Source organism: Paenibacillus sp. G34, assembly GCF_056856875.1.
Window position 1 is genome coordinate 21,514 of the sequence record NZ_CM166469.1, and the last position, 19,040, is coordinate 40,553.

Here is a 19,040-nt window from a genome sequence, read left to right on the forward strand (position 1 = left end):
TTAGAAGCCACGGATTCCAGCTTATATCTCCCTTAAGCAGGAATACAAGCCACTACGGGATCAAAGGGTCATTGTTGTGCCACTTTACAAGGGTAAATCGTATGGTTGAAAAAGGACACAGGATGCCTGTTGGAGTAAAAGCCACGTTATAGTATGATAGAAAGAAAACAAGCTTGTATTATTTTTGTGTTATTAAATGCAGTTGTTCCTATACACCTCTGGGCGAAGAAGTTCATATCCTAAAAGCAAGAGGGTCTGGGCAAATGCATAATGGCCACGAATGGATGCAGCTATGAATATAGAAGGCAGGGAAGCATATGCAGGGCAGAGGTAAATTCATTACGCTGGAAGGAGGAGAGGGTTCAGGGAAAACGACGATGATCGGTAGAATCGGTTCTTATTTTGAAGAACGGGGTATACCTTACCTAGTCACAAGAGAGCCTGGCGGGATTGAGATTGCAGAGAAAATACGCAGCATCATCCTTGACCCTCTTCATACGGCGATGGATGCCCGAACCGAAGCACTGCTCTATGCAGCCGCACGCAGTCAGCATCTAGCGGAAAAGGTAGAACCAGCACTGCAAGCTGGCATAACCGTGATCTGTGATCGTTTTGTAGACAGCAGTCTGGCCTATCAAGGGTATGCTCGCGGACTCGGGATAGAGAATGTATGGGCAATCAATCGTTTTGCGATCGGGGATTTGATGCCCGACATGACGCTCTATCTGGATATTGAGCCAGAACAGGGGCTTGGTCGTATTGAGGCCCACGATGGTCGTGAAATTAACCGTCTTGATCTGGAGAACCTGGAGTTTCATCGCAAAGTACGTGAAGCTTACTTCCTGCTCCAGCAACAGTTTCCGGAGCGGATCAAAGTTATCGATGCTTCACTGCCTCCTGATGAAGTGGAAAAAGCGATGATTTTGTCGCTAGAAGCCGGGATTTTGAAGGATTTTGACGAGTAATTGTCTAATATATAGACAGGGCATTTTGTTAGAAGTGCTTATTCTAAAGGAGGTTATGCAGGATGAAACTGATTGTTGCGATTATACAGGATAAAGACAGCAACCGATTATCCAGCGCATTGGTCAAAGCGAATTTTCGGGCAACCAAGCTTGCCAGTACCGGTGGATTTTTGAAGGCAGGCAACACGACGTTTATGATCGGTGTCGATGATAGTCAAGTCGAATCCGTGATGAATGTCATTCGCAGCAGCTGTAAGGTTCGTGAACAGCTCGTAACTCCGGTTACACCGATGAGCGGAACGACCGACTCTTACCTGCCGCTACCTGTTGAAGTCCAAGTCGGTGGAGCAACCGTATTTGTTCTTCCAGTTGATCGTTTCGAGCATTTCTAATCCGTTTGCACAGATGAACTCCATGAGTGTTTTTCATTTATCGATAGCATGACTGCATCTTGCATGATGATAACGAATGATGTAAAAGGACGTATCCGGTATGCATACGTGCCACTTGTGGAGCGCCCTTCTTGATGACAAGAACCGGCACACTCTCTCCCAAAGGAACTTTATTCCGAAGGAATATGCTTCTTTTGGGAGAGGCGACTTAGAATACAATTGTAGATAAGATTATCTTTCTACCATTATATATACAGTGTATCTCAACCCATAAGGTCCATCTTACGCACAGGCGCAATGCGCTCTGTGCTGATGTGCGATTGGCCTAACGATGATAGAAAGCAGGCGTGTCCATGAAAATCAATCCTGGATTTAGACCGCTACAGACTGGAATCAATACGAATGATTCAGGCTCGAAGCCGGTTCAATCCAAAAATTTCTCTGATATGATGAACCACCAGGGGGAACGGGCTTCCCAGGCAGAGCTCAATCGCCGATTAAGCGAAATCCAGCTTCAGGGTGATCGTTTGGCTCGATCCATGACGATTCGTGAACTGAAGGCATACAAACAGCTTGTCAAAAGATTTCTGGAAGAGACGGTCCGCCGCGGTGTATCTATGAAAGAGACAAGGGGTTGGGATCGCCGGGGTAGGGGTAAACGATATAAACTGATTGATGAGATCGACTCCGCTCTGTTATCCATGGCAGATGAATTGCTGGATACAGAAGAGGGAAAAATCTCTCTTTTACAACAAGTAGGAGAAATTCGGGGAATGCTTATTAATTTAAGCTTCTGAGGAGGAAGTATGTCTTTTCAACAGATTATGGGCCAGCAGGCAGCCAAGCAATTGTTACAGAGCAGTTTGAGACGTCAGGCCATCAGTCATGCGTATTTGTTTAGCGGTCCATCTGGCAGTGGGCAGTTACAGACAGCAATGGCGTTTGCCAAGGCAATCTTCTGCACAGAGCTTGAGGATGACGCTTGCGGGCAATGTCTTGAATGCCGCAAAGTAGAACACGGAAACCATCCAGACTTGACGATGCTTGCTCCGGATGGCAATAACATTAAAATAGATCAGATTCGGGATTTGCAGCGTATTTTCTCCTATCGTTCGGAAGCTGGGCATCCCAAAGTATATATTATAGAGCAAGCTGAGAAAATGACGGTTCAGGCGGCAAACAGCTTGTTGAAATTTCTGGAGGAACCTCAAGTTCCCGCAGTAGGCATTCTGATTACAGATAATGGACAAGCCATGCTGCCTACTATTCGCTCACGTTCTCAGATGGTGCCGTTCAGTGCTCTGAATCCGGAGGAAATGCTTCAATCGTTGATTGAGGAAGGTTATCCTGTGAATCTTGCACGCTCTGCTGTCCATTTAGCGTCAGGATTGGAAGCAAGTAGAGAAATTCTCCAGCAGAATTGGTTTGCAGAAATTAGAAACGTAATGTTACAATTAGGGAAGGAGTCCCTGGGCAGAGGAAGTACATCTTTGATCTCGGCACAGCAGAAGCTTTTCAAAACAGGACTCTCGGAACACCTGGACATGCTGCTTAGTTTGTTCCATTTGTGGTTCAGGGACATGCTGTATGTCCAGTATGGTAGGCATGAACATATCGTTTTTATAGATCAGTTAGACATGCTGTCTCAGTTGGCAAATACCCGCAGCACAGAGCAGTGGGTCTCCTATATGGATTTGGCCGCGGCATGCAGAAAAAAATTGCGTTTTAATGTCAATGGCCAGCTTTGTCTGGAGCAATTTTTGATCGGTTTGGCATAAGGCTGGAGGATCATGTGAGTTCCAATCCTATGCAAACGGTTATAACTTCGGCGGGTTCCCTAAGAAGTCAGGGCTTCAGACGAAGTGGGGTTGGCTTACAAGGGGGTTAATTTTTTGTATAGTGTAGTGGGTGTCCGTTTCAAAAAGGCGGGCAAAATTTATTACTTCGATCCCCTAGACCTTCCTATCGAGAAAGAAAACTGCGTGATCGTGGAAACGGCACGAGGGGTTGAGTACGGTAAGGTTGTCGTGGGCAAGAAGGAAGTTGGCGAGGCTGATGTGGTTTTGCCGCTCAAAAAGGTTATCCGTGTTGCAGGCGATACAGATGCCCGTGTGGTGGATGAGAACAAGCGCGCAGCCAAAGAGGCATTCGGGACTTGTTTAAATAAAATCAGAGACCATGGCCTCAAAATGAAGCTGGTCGATGTAGAATTCACGTTTGATCGCAATAAAATTATTTTTTATTTTACAGCAGAAGGAAGAGTCGATTTTCGCGAGCTGGTCAAGGATCTGGCAAGCATCTTCCGGACACGAATCGAACTGAGACAGATTGGTGTTCGTGATGAAGCAAAAATGCTCGGCGGAATAGGACCTTGTGGACGTGTATTATGTTGTTCCTCCTGGCTGGGGGACTTTGAGCCGGTATCAATCAAGATGGCTAAAGATCAAAGCCTGTCACTGAATCCGACGAAAATTTCAGGGTTGTGCGGAAGACTTATGTGCTGTCTGAAATTTGAGCATGATAATTATGAGAGCGTGAGAGAAGAGCTGCCGGCTGTAGGCAAACTGGTTGTCACCTCAATGGGTGAGGGCAAAGTTGTCGGAATTAATGCTGGTAACCGCACGGTGCATGTTCAACTGTTCGACATCAGTAAAGTCAAAGAACTTCCGCTGGATGACGTCGTTATCAAGTAAACCATAAAGGTTGCTTCGGGGTGGAAACTTGGAAAAGAAAAATCTGTTTACGCACATTCATGAAATGGAAACCCAAATGGGTCAGTTGCACGGTGATTTAGCAGAATTAAAAATGATTGTCAAAGAGTTGCTGGAAGATAATCAGCGGCTTACCATCGAAAATGAGCAGTTACGCAAACTGCTTAAGCGTGAAGCGCCAGCAGATCTGCCGATCTCATCTGCTCTTGCTCCTGTGGCAAGACCGGCTGGTCCAGCTGCAGGTGAAGATGTGGTGGGTGAAGGTTACGATAACTTGGCTCGGCTGTATCATGAAGGATTCCATATCTGCAACGTCTATTACGGACATTTGCGGACGGAAGGCGATTGTCTGTTCTGCCTGTCTTTTTTGAATAAATGAAGTGACCGTAGGGATTCCCTACGGTTTTTTTTCAAGGTTATAAACGTTTAACGTACCGGAGGATGAGAGTACCCTATGACAGACCAAGAAGTAATTTTAAAGGAATCGGAGCGGGTCGATGATCTGCTTTCTCATAATTTGCGAATTATTCAAAGTGACGAAGTGTTCAGCTTTTCTATGGATGCTGTATTGCTGGCCCGATTTGCTTCTGTGCCGAAACGAGGACGTGTTCTCGATTTGTGCACGGGAAATGGGGTCGTCCCTATATTAATGACAACACGTACACAGGCAAGCCTAGAAGGCATTGAGATCCAGCCGAGATTGGCCGATATGGCACGACGGAGTGTGCAGCTGAATGAATTGGGGGAGTCCATCCATATTCGAGAAGGAGATTTGCGAGAATTGGTTAAAGAAACAGGACATGCAGTGTATGATGCCATTACGGTGAATCCCCCGTACATGCCGCTGAATGGAAGTGACCTCAAGATGAATACCCATCAAGCTATGGCACGTCATGAGATCGGATGTACACTGGAGGAAGTGATTCAAGCATGTAATCGTCTCGTGCGCAATGGGGGTAAAGTATCTATGGTTCACAGGCCGCAGCGTCTCGGCGAGATCATCTCGTTGATGCGTGAATATAAGCTGGAGCCAAAGCGAATTCGTATGGTACACCCGCGTGCTCATCTGGAAGCAAACATGGTGCTGATTGAAGCGATGAAGGATGGCAAGCCAGAGGTACGCATGTTGCCGCCACTTATTGTTTACAATGAACAGGGAAGTTATTGTGATGAGATTATGGAGATATACTATGGCCAGCAGCATGCTGAACGTACGAAGGAAGGAGGAAGCTAGATGTCTTTACAAGTTCAGAAAAGCTTTAGTGAGCAGTCCGAACATACAGGAAAGTTATATTTGGTTGGGACACCGATCGGAAACTTGGAGGATATGACCTTCCGGGCGATCAAGACATTGCAGGGCTGTGAGATTATTGCTGCTGAAGATACACGTCAGACCCGAAAGCTGCTCACTCATTTTGAGATTACACCTTCCATGCTGTTTAGCTATCATGAACATAATAAGGGTGCAAGTGGCCCTGAACTGATACGCTATATAATAGAAGGAAAAAATTTGGCATTGGTTAGTGATGCCGGACTACCGGCTATTTCGGACCCTGGTTCTGATCTGGTGAAGCTTGCAATTGAAGCAGGTATTGCAGTGGTTCCGATCCCTGGGCCGAATGCGGCATTATCAGCTCTAATTGTATCCGGATTACCAACGGAGCGTTTTACCTTTGGTGGTTTTTTGCCGCGGGAGAAAAAGGATATGCGTAAGGTACTGGAATCTTTTGATGAGTCCAATGGTACATTGCTATTTTATGAATCGCCTCACCGGATTCGCAAAACGTTGATGTATCTGGAGGAAATCCTGGGTGAACGTTCGATTGTACTGGCTCGTGAGTTAACCAAGCGGCATGAGGAATTTGTCAGAGGTAGTCTGAAGGAATGCATGGAATGGCTTGAGGAGCATCCACCTTTGGGTGAATATTGTTTATTGGTTGAAGGAATCAGAGAAGAAGAGCGTAAGGCTGAACGAGAGGCTTGGTGGCAGGTGCTGTCGCTGGAGGAACATGTGGAGCATTACGAAAATGAAGGAAACAGTCGTAAGGATGCGATGAAAAAAACAGCAACAGATCGGGGTTTGACGAAACGAGACGTCTATAATGCATTGATTGAATAGTTAGCTCTATTCAAAATTCCAATTTTGGTTTTAAATACCTTAAAGAGACATTAAATTCAAGCTTAATATAACCTTAAAATGTAAAAAGAGCAGTACACCTAAATGTGAAAGATATGTGACTGCTCTTAAAGTTGAAAAAGAAAAACCTTCCATCGGTGGGTTCACACCGGGAAGGTAATGGAGAAATATAAAAAGGTTAGAATTAATGATTGGATAATTCCATTATACCTGTTTTCTTATTTTGCTACAGGTGCAGGGATTTCAGAAATACATTCGTTACAAACGATTTTACCTTTGAAGTAAGTTACGTTCTCAGCGTTACCACAGAAGATACAAGCTGGCTCGTATTTTTTGAGCATGATGCGCTCACCATCAACGTAGATTTCCAAAGCATCCTTTTCGCCAATACCGAGTGTACGACGCAATTCGATTGGAATAACTACCCGTCCCAGTTCATCCACTTTTCTTACAATACCTGTTGATTTCATCATTATAATCAGTGCTCCTCTCAGCTAACTATCATTGTCATTATTCGACATTATTTTATGTTTTATGATACTCATCATACCAACGATTCCCAAAACAGTCAACCTTAAAATTAGCTTAAAATATAGGGTGTTTTTCTTAAGTTTACTGGTGGTAAGGGATTAGGAGCAATTTTTCGTATTTGAACATCCATGTAAGCTTTGTCGATTTGGAAACCGACAAAAGTGCTTTATTCGACAAAATTCGTCATAGTGTGTCGAATCTTTGGTCGGAAATGAAGCGGGAAGCATTATTCTTTAGGACAAGAGAACATTATAAAAGGAGTGAATCGAAATGGAACATCGTCTGACGGAAGAAAAAGTATTTAAAGATCCGGTACATAATTACATTCATGTGCAAGAACCGATTATTTGGCAACTGATTAATACACCTGAATTTCAGAGGTTACGTCGTATTCGTCAACTAGGGACATCTTATCTTACTTTTCACGGGGCAGAGCATAGTCGCTTCTCTCATTCCCTGGGCGTATACGAGATTACTCGCAAAATTATCTCTCAGTTCGAACGAAGTCACTATTCCGACTGGCCGAAGGAAGAAAAGCTGGTGACATTGTGCGCAGCCTTACTTCATGATCTTGGACATGGACCGTTTTCTCATTCTATTGAAGAGGCTTTTGATATGAATCATGAAGATTGGACATGCCGCATTATCAAGGGTGACACCGAAGTAGGGGCGATTCTAAGACGGTATGCTCCTGATTTTGATGAGAAAGTGGCTTCCGTTATCCAGAAGACGTATGATAAACCGATTGTCGTAAATCTGGTGACCAGTCCACTTGATGCGGACCGAATGGATTACTTGCTCAGAGATGCCTACTTTACAGGCGTCAATTATGGCACAATTGACTTGGATCGCATTCTGCGTATGCTGCGTCCGTTTCATGGACGAATTGTAGTCAAAGAGTCCGGCATGCATGCTGTAGAAGATTACCTCATGTCGCGCTACCAGATGTATTGGCAAATTTACTTCCATCCTGTGACACGCAGCTCCGAGATTATATTGCGGCAAATCTTCAAACGGGCAAAAGAACTTGTGAAGCAAGGCTTTCCATTCCATTTCATGGTGGAGCCACTGCCAAAACTGTTTCTTGGAGAAATTTCAGTTGATGAATATCTGCAGCTTGATGAATCGTTAATTCAAACAGCTTTTATGCAGTGGCGTAAGGAGGACGATTCTGTTCTGAGTGAGTTATGCGAACGTTTTATGAATCGCAGGTTGTATAAGTATGTGGAACTCGAACAGATGGATCTGGATATGATCGAAGAAATTCGGGAAGCGTTTGTAAAAGTAGGCCTGAATCCCGAGTACGATCTTGAAATTGATTTCCCAACGGATAATCCGTATGATGTGTTTCGTCCAGATCAATCCACGGATAAGCAAATACTTTTGCTGGATCGGCAGGACAAGCTACATGAGTTATCAGAAGTTTCTGATATTGTGCGTTCCATCAGCGGACTTCATCTGGGCAAACATCATCTGTACTATCCGCAAAATAAGGTGGATGCTATCCTTCATGAATTACCGTCCCATATACGCCCCTATTTTCTGTAATCATGAGTGATGCAGCAGGGTGAAACATTTTGATACTAAAAGACTTTCTAAGAGAGCTATTTTACATGATACATTAATCTGCTTTAATGGCGAGGATGTGTAGATCGACATAATTTTGTAATCCATGTGAATAAATATACAGTTTCACACACCTGTTCTTGCAAGATGTTGATTTGACTTTTTGTTTTTCTTCTATATATAGTAGCTTGAGTATTAAAAATGAAAATAACTGAAATGGTTGTTTGTCCCAATCAATTTATGATGAAAAAAATAAATTTTGAATTCAAACGCAGGAAATAATCCGAATGTAACTTTCGACATGAAGGGAGAAATAAAGAGAATGTTATTCGACACACATACACATCTCGATGCACCACAATTCGACGAAGACCGAGAGGACATGATCCAGCGGGCCATTGATGCAGGCGTTACTCGTATGATCAACATCGGTTTTAATCGGGAAACCATTCCGACAACGATGAAATTGGCTGAAACGTATGATTTTATCCATGCAGCTGTAGGGTGGCATCCGGTGGATGCGATCACGATGCAAGAGGGTGATCTGGAATGGATTGCATCATTGTGCAAACATGAAAAAGTGGTAGCAATCGGTGAAATTGGTCTTGACTATCACTGGGACACTTCACCGAAGGAGGTACAGCACCGCGTATTACGACAACAAATTGCATTGGCACGTGAATTAAATATGCCTATTGTTATCCATAATCGGGATGCTCATGAGGATATTGTGCGTATTTTGCGTGAAGAGAAGGCTGGGGAGGTCGGCGGTGTGATGCATTCCTTCTCAGGCAGCTGGGAAACAGCGAAAATGTGTCTGGATTTAGGATTCCATTTGTCCTTTGGGGGACCTGTCACATTTAAGAATGCCAAACAGCCTAAAGAGGTGCTAGCCAAAGTGCCGATGGATCGATTTTTCCTGGAAACAGACTCCCCGTATCTGACACCCCACCCTTATCGTGGAAAACGGAATGAGACAGCGCATGTACGTCTGGTTGCCGAAGCAGCTGCGGAAATTAAAGGCATTTCGGTGGAGGAAATTGCTGCAATAACCACCAAAAATGCCATGGAACGTTTTGGGATTCGATAAGAAATCGAGTAAATCAGGTGAAAAAGGGAGTTATAGAGAGGTAATTTGCTCTTTGCCTCGAATAATTGAAGAATATTACAATATTTTAACCAAATATTTAGAAAAACGTACTTGATCCATGCTTTACAACATGCATCAAAACAGGATATCATCTTTTCAGTGAATTGTTGTGCGGAAAATTGGACAGATGTTCGGGGGATGAACAAAGGGACACTTTCCGATGAAACAACATTACTTTCATGAATCAATCTCGCTGAGTCTCCGTTATCGGAGAGCGGGGGAACCAATAGGGCTTAAACATCGGTGATTCTAGCCGGTGCGCATCGTTCGCTGACCCAAAAGCAGCGGAATGTTCTGCGAAGCCATATTTGATTTCTTCTTTGGGTCTCGGGGTGAATTCAAGGGCGTCCGCCATGAGCGGGTGACCTAAGATAGGGCGGCTCTCTTTCGCCCGAACCCGACAGCTAACCTCGCAAGCGGAAAAAGAGAGGCAACCTCGTGCATGAATTTCCGATATTCAAAATCATTCGGAAGCCACGAAAGGGTCTCTTACACTCTTTCTTTGGCTTTTTTTGTTTTGAATAAAAGAAATATTGTCATCATACGGTAGGTATTCAGGAGGATGACATCATGTTGCGAAGAGGGGTTCATGGTGCAGAACCGGTCATTATCTCTGATCTGTGTTCTGTAGAAAATTTGGTATAGTCGCGTCAAAGACATCATGCATTACTTTAGACGGCGAGGCTATGAAGGAGGACGGAGAAGTGGGCATATTCCAACCAGAAGAGACCCATGAGTCACGATCATCCAGTAAGTCTTTCGCGTTGCGGTGGAAGCATGAGAACTTGCGTCAAATGGCATTGATCGCGATATTCTCAATTGCGCTTGCAATCATGATCTTGTTAGTCGTTTACGGTCAGGCCGGGAAGCAGGTATCACTGGTTATTGACGGCAAAGCTCAGGTGGTAGAGACTCGTACAGGAATGCTTCAGGAAATGTTAGAGGAGCAATCAATCACAGTCAGCCCTCACGACAAGGTATCCATGCCCATGAACGGGGCAATTACCGACGGAGACCGAATCGTTATTGAGCGGGCCGTTCCAGTTAAAATCACGGCAGACGGAGACACCAAGACTCTTTATACAACCGATTCATCGGTACAGGGTGTAATTCAGCAATCAGGTATTAAAGTTGCAAATCATGATAAAGTGTATCCAGCGCTCGGAACCGCAATTAAAGCGGATATGAAGATACGTGTAGTGCGTGTAACAAAGCATACAGTGGATGTGAAACAACCGATGGCTTACAAGGTTGTGAAAACGGCAGACCCGAGTTTATTCCAAGGGGATAACCGTGTTGTAGTGAAAGGCAAGGAAGGCACAATCGTGCAGCATATCGAAAAGGTATTTCAAGACGGAGAACTGGTCTCCAAAAAGATGGTGGGTAAAACGGTCGCAACCAATCGTGTAGATAAGGTGATCGCTGTAGGTACGAAGGCGAAGCCGGTTGTGAAAGAACCTGAAGTTCAATTGGTATCGGCCAAAACTTCAACGACCAAAAAAGCAGTAACAACGAACTCGAAGAAAACATCTGCCTCGGGCAGCAAGGTGATTACGGTCTCCGGGAATTCTTTTAAATATTCTAAAGTTTTGAAAAATGTATCGATGACTGCCTACTCTTCAGAAGAGCCGGGTATTGGTACAAAAACAGCTTCTGGTACTCGTGTAACGGAAGGGCGCACCATTGCGGTTGATCCCAAGGTCATTCCAATCGGCTGGTGGGTATACATCGAAGGCCTCGGCTTCCGTCGTGCGGAAGATACAGGTGGCGCTATTAAAGGGAATAAAATCGACGTTTATTACGACAGTGTGAAGCACGCCCTGAATTTCGGACGTAAAAAAGGCAAAACGGTCTATGTGATTGGTCCAGTGAAGCCGGAAGCGAACTAAAATCGTTTTACTTTGAAATGGGAATGCTATAAAATAGTTGCATGAATGATTCATGCGGAATATGCGGCGGAGGGGTCTGAATTCAGTCTCCTCCGCCGTTTGGCAGAGAAGAGGATATTCCTCTTCTTTTTGCGTTAGAAAGGAAGAAACGGAACATGATAAAAGAAGTGATTGTTGTGGAGGGTCGTGACGACACGGTAGCCATTCGTCGGGCGGTCGAAGCGGATACGATTGAAACCGGAGGCTCTGCCATTAATCAGCGTATTCTGAAAAGAATTGCACTTGCTCAGGAGAGGCGTGGTGTCATTATTCTGACAGACCCGGATCATGCAGGGGAGCGTATTCGCAAAATCATCGCCAATAAGGTGCCTGGTTGCAAGCATGCTTTTATTCCAGAGGCAGACGCAACGCGTAAAGGGGATATCGGGGTAGAGAATGCTTCACCGGAAGCCATTCGTCATGCGCTCGCTCGCGTACACACATCCTATGAGGGTGCACCTAGTCTAATTGATTGGGAGGATCTGATCGAAGCAGGATTGATTATACACCCGCAAGCAGCTGCACGTCGTATGGAGATGGGAAATTTGCTCGGTATCGGGTATTGTAACGGCAAACAGTTCCACAAACGGTTGAGTGTATTCCAGATTACAAGAGAAGAGTTCTCCACTGCATTAGCGCAAATTGAACGTGAAGGATTGTGAGCATATGAAGGACATGGAACAAACCATTGAAATAGCAACACCGAAACGTACCAAAGAAATTATTCAAAAGCATGGATTCTCTTTCAAGAAAAGTCTGGGTCAGAACTTCTTGATCGATCAAAATATTTTGAACAAAATCGTAGGCGCAGCTGATTTGGACGAGTCCAAGGGGGCACTGGAGATTGGTCCGGGTATAGGAGCTCTTACCGAGCGTCTTGCGCGTGTGGCTGGCCCTGTTACGGCTGTAGAGATTGATCAGCGCCTGTTGCCGATTCTGGGAGAAGTAATGGAGCCCTATCCCAACGTACGTGTTCATCATGGGGATGTACTCAAGCTGGATCTGGCCGAGCTGTTTGCTACGGATTTCGCTTCAGTCGATAAAGTCAGCGTTGTAGCGAACCTTCCCTATTATGTAACGACGCCGATCATGATGAAGCTGCTGGAAGAGAAGCTGCCCGTAGACAGCATCGTGGTCATGATTCAGAAGGAAGTTGCTGAACGCATGGCCGCTGCACCAGGTTCCAAAGATTATGGCAGCCTAAGCATTGCCGTGCAGTATTACAGTATGCCGGAACTGGTCTGCGTGGTTCCGCCTACCGTATTTATTCCGCAGCCGAATGTAGAGTCGGCGGTAATTAAACTGAAGGTGCGTGAGCAACCACCGGTACAGGTTCCGAACGAAGCACACTATTTCGAGGTTGTACAAGCTTCTTTTGCCCAGCGGAGAAAAACAATCTCTAACAATCTTAAAGCCCGTTTCTTCACGAAGGAGAACAGAGAACAGGCAGATCAATTGTTGGAGCAAGCTGGCATCCAGCCTTCACGGCGCGGCGAAACCCTAAGTTTGCAGGAATACGCGACCCTCAGCACCGTGATGTGGGAAGCGGGGGTTCGCGGCGAGCTTTAATTTCAATGAACCAATCCGGGTCTCTGCCCATACGATGGGGTAGAGGTGATAATGGTGATGAATATCGGAGACTTGGTCGTTCGGAAGTCATATGGTGGCGATGTGACTTTCCGGGTAGAAGGACTTCAGTCGGATGCTGCGGTTATTAAAGGGACCGAGTTCCGGCTGATAGCAGACTCCCCGGTGGACGATTTGATACAGGTTCCTTACGAACCACAGAGCGCAAAAACGCGTCAGGCACATATTAAAGCCCATCAGACGCTCTCACGTTTGCAGCAGAATCGAATGGAGCAGGCAGAGCGTAACCGGGAAGGTCTGATGCAAGAATGGACTGCTCAGCAGGAACCCGCTTATTTTGAAATGCCTGGCAAGGTGTTACATCTGGATGGTGACCCAAATTACTTGAAAAAAAGTATGAACCTGTATGAGCAACTTCGTGTTCCTGCGGAAGGACAGTATGTACATGAATCAGCTATGGCTGATACGTTGTATCGTCTGCTGCCCAAAGTCCGTCCGGATATCGTCGTGATCACGGGTCATGACGGTGTGCTAAAAACACGACAGCCTTATGATCTTTACAGTCTGGGAAGCTACAAAAACTCACAAAACTTTGTCTCGGCCATTCAGGTTGCAAGGCAATACGAACGTCATCTGGATGCGCTGACGATTATTGCCGGAGCCTGTCAGTCTCACTTTGAGGCATTGCTGCGTGCCGGTGCAAACTTTGCCAGTTCGCCAGGCCGAATTCTCATCCATGCGCTTGATCCGGTCTACGTGGCTGCCAAGGCTTCCTTCACGTCTGTTCGTGATACCGTAAACATGACTGATGTATTGAATAACACGATTAGCGGCATCCAAGGTGTGGGCGGCGTGGAAACCAAGGGGAGCTACCGAGTTGGTTTGCCGGGACTTAATGATTTATCTACACTAAAAGTGAATCCATCCGCAGTATGATGAAGTGATGTGGAAGTATAATGATCATGTGATACGGAAGTATGATGATGAAGTTATGTAAAGGTTTAATCCCGAATCAGAAAAGCCCGATTGAGGGCTTTTTTTATTTGCGAAAAAATTCATTGACAACGACTTTTTAGTGCTGATATAATATTTAGCTTTGATTTGACAATGACTGTAAAATACAGTATAATGGACAAGAAAAGAGGTGGACGTCCACAATGGCTAAAAATACGCTGTTGGATATCAAACGCAATCTCGATGCACATATTGGTCAGAAAATTACGCTGCGGGCTAATGGTGGCCGCCGTAAGACGATTGAGCGTACGGGTGTATTGGAAGAAACGTACCCTTCTGTTTTTATTGTAAAGCTTGATGAAGAGCAAGAAACCTTCAAGCGAGTATCATACAGCTATGCGGATATACTTACGGAGTCTGTAGAAGTCATGGTCTTTGACCCGGGCAGTGAGACTAATTCCTACAACATGGAGACGTAAGCATTGGTTTACGGGCGATTCACCTCTTAGGTGGATCGCTTTTTGTATTTTCCTCGTAGCGCTTCTGTTTCTTAATAAGGACGAAACCATACATATGCAGGAATGACGGAGGAATGCAGGCGGCATACTATCTGAACAGGTCAGGGGAAGCTCTCTGTTAAGACGGGGATGTTAAACCAGGACTTGGGGCTTGGGGATGAACAATCCCGAATTGAAGGGACTCATTGTGTCTTGAATAAGATCTGGAGGAGGATGGTTCATGAGTCGGAGAAGAAGAAGTGTCATGTCGGAGGAACTGAAGTATGAGCTGGCGAAGGATCTGGGTTTCTATGATACCGTTCAGCAGGAAGGCTGGGGCGGAATCAAAGCCAAGGATGCCGGTAACATGGTGAAACGGGCAATCCAAATGGCAGAGCAAGCAGCGCGTAAATCTTAATCAGGTTCTACCAGATTGAAGAGCGGGGCAATTCTCCGGAATCGCCCCGCTTTTTCCCGATAAGATGCGGAATACAAATGACTTGACAGCCCCATTTTGATATAATATGTTAAGTTGTCTTAGGGAAAAGGTGAGGACGGGTGAACGTCTTGAAAATTTACGAAAAAGCGCCTGCTAAAATTAATTTGATGTTGGATGTTCTACATAAAAGAAGTGATGGATTTCATGAAGTTGAAATGATCATGACGATGGTTGATCTTGCTGATCGACTGGAAATGTCAGAATTGCCACGAGATACGATTGTCATCTCCAGCCAGGCTGGCTATATTCCGCTTGATGAGAAAAACCTGGCGTTTCAAGCGGCAAGACTGATTAAGGAACGATACAACGTTCGTACAGGAGTTCATATTCATCTGGATAAAAAAATTCCGGTTGCTGCCGGTCTTGCTGGTGGTAGCAGTGATGCAGCAGCAACACTGCGCGGATTAAACCGTCTATGGCGGCTTAATATACCGGATCAGGAATTGCAGGAATTGGGTGCAGAGCTGGGATCGGATGTGCCATTCTGCATCACCGGTGGCACTGCACTGGCAACAGGGCGGGGGGAGAAGTTAACCCCGATGCCTAATCCGCCGCAATGCTGGGTTATTTTAGCCAAACCTCCAATCAATGTGTCTACCGCAGATGTATATGGACGTTTCCGCAGTGACAAGATTGTTCGGCATCCAAGCGCAGCCAGAATGGAGCAGGCCATTCGCAGTCAATCCTTTACAGAGGTGTGCAGCCAGATGGGCAATGTGCTGGAGGATGTGACGTTGAAACTGTATCCAGAAGTGCAGCATCTTAAGGATGCCATGATTCGTCTCGGAGCAGACGGTGTACTGATGTCTGGCAGTGGACCAACGGTATTTGGACTTGTGTCCAAAGAAGCCAAGGTGGCGCGAATTTATAACGGACTTCGTGGATTCTGTAAAGAGGTCTATGCTGTACGGTTGTTAACGTAAAGTCACTTTTTATAATGTACAAACACGTATAAAGGTGGTATATTTTTAAATAATTATTCGGATTTAGATGTTTCCGTGATCGTGAGGATGGATCTCTGTGAAGAAGTTAAAACGAAGTGCAAGGCTGGTTGAAATGACGCAATACTTATTGTCCAGACCACATACGGTGATTCCACTCACCACATTTGCCGAACGTTATGGTGCTGCCAAGTCATCCATTAGTGAGGATCTGGCTATTATCAAGGAAGTGTTCGAAGAAGGTGGGTCAGGAGAACTGCATACGCTGGCAGGGGCAGCTGGAGGAGTGAAGTGGATTCCAAAGGTACCTGTGGAACATGCTCTCGCTTTTGCTGAGCGGCTGTCTACACAGCTTGCGCAGCCGGATCGGATTTTACCAGGAGGATATCTGTATATGTCAGATCTTCTTGGACAGCCAGCTCTAATGAATGAAGCGGGCAAAATCTTTGCAACGGCCTTTGGCGATATGAATATTGATGTAGTCATGACGGTGGAAACCAAAGGAATCCCGCTTGCTTATGCGACTGGAGCCCAGCTTAACCTTCCTGTTGTACTCGTTCGCAGGGACCATCAGGCTACGGAAGGATCGGCCGTAAGTATTAATTATGTATCGGGGTCCCACAAAAGTCTGCATACCATGTCCCTATCTCGCCGGGCGATGAAGGAACATTCCCGAGTACTGATCGTGGATGATTTCATGAAAGCCGGGGGTACTGTTCAAGGTATGATCGACCTGCTTGCGGAGTTTAATGCGAAAGTGGCCGGAGTAGGCGTTTTGGTAGAATCCGGCTCAGTAGATTCAGAAGAACGTCTGCTGACGGATTATGTATCTCTCGCGAAGCTGACAGCAGTTGATGCCAAGACCAGACATATATCTGTCTCACCTGGTAACTATTTTAACCTGTAGAATAATGGCGAATAACATGTCGGGAAAGGTTCTTTTCCATCGACCTGGCACTAACGTTGTCGAATTGTGTATTAAATAAAAAAATTCCTGAAATTAGGATATTTTTATGGTCGTGAAAAGAAGGAGTTCGTATAGGCTGTGTGGAATTATACACCAAGTTCTGATGGAAAAAGGTGGTGAACACACACATGCAAATTACGGATGTCAGACTCCGCCGCGTTAACTCGGAAGGGAGAATGAAAGCTATCGCATCCATTACCATCGATAACGAATTCGTCGTTCATGACATTCGTGTCATCGATGGTAACAACGGAATGTTTGTTGCAATGCCGAGCAAGCGGACTCCTGACGGAGAGTTCCGTGATATCGCCCACCCGATCTCTTCCGGTACGCGTGAGAAGATTCAGGCAGCAGTATTAACTGAGTACGATCGTGCAGCTACTGAGGAAGAAGTCATTGAAGAAGGTGCCTGAGAACATTATTGGGGTTCGAAGGAAAAGAGAGCCATGTCTTATGGCTCTCTTTTCTTTTTGACCGGAATAAGATATATTCAGTATTGAGTTTATTCAAAAGAGAACCGGAGCGCGTCCTGCGTTCGGTTGCAGAGCGGCATCTTAGGAATCGTTGGGATTCAGTTAAGCTCGCGGGTACACGGCGTAACATATGAGGTCATGGATTGATCGTGAATCTGTTGTTACGCGTGATTACAGAGACAGCAGGCGATGAACAAGACCGGCTTGAAGCCGGCTGGATGATACTCATTGGAGATGAAATGTGTAAGGTATTCAATGGGATTTTCAGAACAGGAGGTCGTTAATTTTGAAACGCATGGCAATTGTTCTAGCCGCAGGGCAGGGCAAACGAATGAAATCGAAATTGTACAAAGTGCTGCATCCTGTATGCGGTAAACCGATGGTCGGACATGTGCTGGATGCAGCACTTCGCGCAGGCGTTGAACGTAGCGTAGTTGTTGTCGGACATGGGGCCGAAGCAGTGCAGTCATTTTTAGGTTCCAGAGCGGAGTACGCACTTCAAGCGGAACAACTCGGAACAGGGCATGCTGTAAAACAGGTGAACTCCCTGCTCGGTAGTGAGAATGGATCAACGATTGTGGTATGTGGTGACACACCGCTCGTTACAAGTGAAACGCTGGAAGGTCTGATGAAGCTGCATGAGGAAAGCGGCGCAGCAGCGACAGTGCTTACGGCTCAGCTCGATAATCCCAAGGGATATGGACGGGTGATCCGTGGGGAAGACGGTTCCGTTCAACGGATCGTGGAACAAAAGGATTGCACACCGCAGGAAGATGCCGTAAAGGAAATTAATACAGGCACATACTGCTTTGATAATGCGAAGTTGTTTGCCGCACTGGAGAAGGTGACTAACCAGAACGCACAAGGCGAATATTATCTGACAGACGTGGTTGGCATTTTTAAAAGCGAAGGTGAAGTGGTTGAGGCTTATATGTCTGATGATATTGCCGAGTCCATCGGAGTAAACGACAGACTTGCACTTTCACAAGCTGAAGCTTATATGCGCGAGCGTCTGGCTGTCCGTCATATGTTGAACGGTGTAACCATCATTGATCCGTCATCGACATATATCGGAGCAGATGTTACGATTGGATCAGATACGGTATTGTATCCGGGAACCGTTCTTAAAGGTACTACTTCGATTGGTGAGGCATGTCATATCGGTCCTCATGCAGACATTGAAGACAGCATCATACAAGATGGTGCTGCAATTAAACATTCAGTGCTTTCGAAGGCAGAAGTTGGCCCTGATGCAACCGTAGGTCCTTTTGCCAATCTGCGCCCTGGCACTAAGTTAGGTCGCAACGTAAAAATTGGTGACTTTGTTGAAGTGAAAAATGCTACAATTGATGAAGGATCTAAAGTGTCACATCTCAGTTATATCGGGGATGCACAGGTAGGCAAGAACGTAAATGTGGGATGCGGGGCAATAACGGTCAATTATGATGGATATAATAAGGCTGTAACCACGATTGAGGATGATGCCTTTGTAGGCAGCAACGTCAATTTGATTGCACCGATTACGGTTGGAAAAGGCGCTTATGTCGTTGCAGGTTCCACCGTGACACATTCCGTTCCTGAGAATGATCTGGCGATTGCTCGTCCACGTCAGGAGAACAAAGCAGGTTACGCGGAAAAAATCCGCGGACGTGCGAAAGCCAAGAAACAAAACGCTAAACCCGAATAAGGGGTTTTGATAACGAATTGCCTCCCGCTAATCGGGAGGTGCCGACATGTCGCAG

General features: G+C 45.6%; 22 protein-coding genes and 1 riboswitch. Of the genes, 21 read left to right on the forward strand and 1 reads right to left on the reverse strand.

The window, feature by feature from the left end; all coding sequences use genetic code 11:
• The first annotated feature begins 317 nt into the window (after window positions 1-317).
• The 8 genes from tmk to rsmI all read left to right on the forward strand — a co-directional run bounded on the left by tmk (window position 318) and on the right by rsmI (window position 6,187).
• Window positions 318-965, forward strand: a complete 648-nt coding sequence (tmk, locus tag AC1VYS_RS00080; RefSeq protein WP_482912541.1) for a dTMP kinase — start codon at window positions 318-320, stop codon at window positions 963-965.
• Between the two features lie 62 nt (window positions 966-1,027).
• Entirely contained in the window at window positions 1,028-1,357 is a 330-nt protein-coding gene (locus tag AC1VYS_RS00085; RefSeq protein WP_047914178.1) for a cyclic-di-AMP receptor, read from the forward strand.
• 353 nt (window positions 1,358-1,710) lie between these two features.
• Window positions 1,711-2,154, forward strand: coding sequence for a YaaR family protein (locus AC1VYS_RS00090; RefSeq protein ID WP_090924593.1), 444 nt, complete (start codon window positions 1,711-1,713; stop codon window positions 2,152-2,154).
• Between the two features lie 9 nt (window positions 2,155-2,163).
• Complete coding sequence (gene holB / locus AC1VYS_RS00095) at window positions 2,164-3,135, forward strand: DNA polymerase III subunit delta' (protein ID WP_482912542.1); 972 nt, start codon at window positions 2,164-2,166, stop codon at window positions 3,133-3,135.
• 114 nt (window positions 3,136-3,249) lie between these two features.
• Window positions 3,250-4,050 (forward strand): PSP1 domain-containing protein, encoded by an 801-nt coding sequence (locus tag AC1VYS_RS00100; protein ID WP_090924595.1) that lies wholly within the window; start codon window positions 3,250-3,252, stop codon window positions 4,048-4,050.
• Window positions 4,051-4,078: 28 nt separating this feature from the next.
• Window positions 4,079-4,447, forward strand: a complete 369-nt coding sequence (locus AC1VYS_RS00105) for an initiation-control protein YabA (RefSeq protein WP_184190182.1) — start codon at window positions 4,079-4,081, stop codon at window positions 4,445-4,447.
• Between the two features lie 75 nt (window positions 4,448-4,522).
• Window positions 4,523-5,302 carry a tRNA1(Val) (adenine(37)-N6)-methyltransferase gene (locus AC1VYS_RS00110; protein ID WP_482912543.1) on the forward strand — a complete coding sequence of 260 codons (780 nt, stop codon included), beginning with the start codon at window positions 4,523-4,525 and terminating at the stop codon, window positions 5,300-5,302.
• The gene (gene rsmI / locus AC1VYS_RS00115) at window positions 5,303-6,187 is read left to right on the forward strand and encodes a 16S rRNA (cytidine(1402)-2'-O)-methyltransferase (protein ID WP_482912544.1); all 885 of its coding nucleotides are present in this window, start codon (window positions 5,303-5,305) and stop codon (window positions 6,185-6,187) included.
• Between the two features lie 236 nt (window positions 6,188-6,423).
• Here the strand turns inward: rsmI and AC1VYS_RS00120 are convergent, their stop codons facing one another.
• Window positions 6,424-6,678, reverse strand: coding sequence for an AbrB/MazE/SpoVT family DNA-binding domain-containing protein (locus AC1VYS_RS00120; RefSeq protein ID WP_017691383.1), 255 nt, complete (start codon window positions 6,676-6,678; stop codon window positions 6,424-6,426).
• A 328-nt stretch (window positions 6,679-7,006) separates the two neighbouring features.
• Here AC1VYS_RS00120 and AC1VYS_RS00125 point away from each other — a divergent pair, with 328 nt between their 5' ends.
• From AC1VYS_RS00125 to glmU, 13 genes are all read left to right on the forward strand, one after another.
• Complete coding sequence (locus AC1VYS_RS00125; RefSeq protein WP_482912545.1) at window positions 7,007-8,284, forward strand: HD domain-containing protein; 1,278 nt, start codon at window positions 7,007-7,009, stop codon at window positions 8,282-8,284.
• 340 nt (window positions 8,285-8,624) lie between these two features.
• Entirely contained in the window at window positions 8,625-9,392 is a 768-nt protein-coding gene (locus AC1VYS_RS00130) for a TatD family hydrolase (protein ID WP_482912546.1), read from the forward strand.
• 241 nt (window positions 9,393-9,633) lie between these two features.
• A riboswitch (cyclic di-AMP (ydaO/yuaA leader) is annotated at window positions 9,634-9,887 on the forward strand.
• Between the two features lie 269 nt (window positions 9,888-10,156).
• Window positions 10,157-11,341, forward strand: coding sequence for a ubiquitin-like domain-containing protein (locus tag AC1VYS_RS00135; protein WP_482912547.1), 1,185 nt, complete (start codon window positions 10,157-10,159; stop codon window positions 11,339-11,341).
• Window positions 11,342-11,496: 155 nt separating this feature from the next.
• The gene (rnmV, locus tag AC1VYS_RS00140; RefSeq protein WP_441930356.1) at window positions 11,497-12,042 is read left to right on the forward strand and encodes a ribonuclease M5; all 546 of its coding nucleotides are present in this window, start codon (window positions 11,497-11,499) and stop codon (window positions 12,040-12,042) included.
• A gap of 4 nt (window positions 12,043-12,046) precedes the next feature.
• Window positions 12,047-12,949, forward strand: coding sequence for a 16S rRNA (adenine(1518)-N(6)/adenine(1519)-N(6))-dimethyltransferase RsmA (gene rsmA, locus AC1VYS_RS00145; RefSeq protein ID WP_482912548.1), 903 nt, complete (start codon window positions 12,047-12,049; stop codon window positions 12,947-12,949).
• A gap of 57 nt (window positions 12,950-13,006) precedes the next feature.
• A complete protein-coding gene (yabG, locus tag AC1VYS_RS00150; protein ID WP_482912549.1) occupies window positions 13,007-13,903 on the forward strand; it encodes a sporulation peptidase YabG in 897 nt (298 codons plus the stop codon).
• Between the two features lie 221 nt (window positions 13,904-14,124).
• A complete protein-coding gene (gene veg, locus AC1VYS_RS00155; RefSeq protein WP_145336376.1) occupies window positions 14,125-14,400 on the forward strand; it encodes a biofilm formation stimulator Veg in 276 nt (91 codons plus the stop codon).
• A gap of 259 nt (window positions 14,401-14,659) precedes the next feature.
• Window positions 14,660-14,836 (forward strand): small, acid-soluble spore protein, alpha/beta type, encoded by a 177-nt coding sequence (locus AC1VYS_RS00160; RefSeq protein ID WP_090924606.1) that lies wholly within the window; start codon window positions 14,660-14,662, stop codon window positions 14,834-14,836.
• 149 nt (window positions 14,837-14,985) lie between these two features.
• A complete protein-coding gene (ispE, locus tag AC1VYS_RS00165; RefSeq protein ID WP_482912550.1) occupies window positions 14,986-15,840 on the forward strand; it encodes a 4-(cytidine 5'-diphospho)-2-C-methyl-D-erythritol kinase in 855 nt (284 codons plus the stop codon).
• A gap of 97 nt (window positions 15,841-15,937) precedes the next feature.
• Complete coding sequence (purR, locus tag AC1VYS_RS00170; protein ID WP_482912551.1) at window positions 15,938-16,765, forward strand: pur operon repressor; 828 nt, start codon at window positions 15,938-15,940, stop codon at window positions 16,763-16,765.
• 188 nt (window positions 16,766-16,953) lie between these two features.
• Window positions 16,954-17,238: a septation regulator SpoVG gene (spoVG, locus tag AC1VYS_RS00175; protein WP_017691372.1), complete on the forward strand. Its 285-nt coding sequence runs from the start codon at window positions 16,954-16,956 to the stop codon at window positions 17,236-17,238.
• Between the two features lie 203 nt (window positions 17,239-17,441).
• A complete protein-coding gene (locus tag AC1VYS_RS00180; RefSeq protein ID WP_482934449.1) occupies window positions 17,442-17,582 on the forward strand; it encodes a hypothetical protein in 141 nt (46 codons plus the stop codon).
• Window positions 17,583-17,593: 11 nt separating this feature from the next.
• Complete coding sequence (glmU, locus tag AC1VYS_RS00185) at window positions 17,594-18,985, forward strand: bifunctional UDP-N-acetylglucosamine diphosphorylase/glucosamine-1-phosphate N-acetyltransferase GlmU (protein WP_482914871.1); 1,392 nt, start codon at window positions 17,594-17,596, stop codon at window positions 18,983-18,985.
• Window positions 18,986-19,040: the final 55 nt, after the last annotated feature.